General features: G+C 48.9%; 1 pseudogene. It reads left to right on the top strand.

The annotated features are described in order from the left end of the window. Nucleotides 1–237, top strand: a pseudogene (locus R0J87_RS24585) (ATP-binding protein); the annotation flags it as partial.

Below are 237 nucleotides of genomic sequence, written 5' to 3' on the forward strand. Positions count from 1 at the left end.
GCGTGCAGAACTGCTGGAAGATGACACCAAAATCGACAAATTCAATAAAGATCTCGATGAGCTGGAAATGATGGTCAAAGGGGCGCTGCAGACAGTACGCGATACCGATCTGCATGAAAATCTGGCCCAGGTGGACGTGGCAGAAGTGATGCGCAGTATTGCCGAAGGGCATAACAGAAACAGTATTAAAGTGCATTTGCCTGTTGCAGACATTGCGCCTCTTATGGGTAAGCCGCT

It is taken from the genome of Halomonas sp. SIMBA_159 (assembly GCF_046536035.1).
Lineage (GTDB): Bacteria > Pseudomonadota > Gammaproteobacteria > Pseudomonadales > Halomonadaceae > Vreelandella > Vreelandella venusta_A.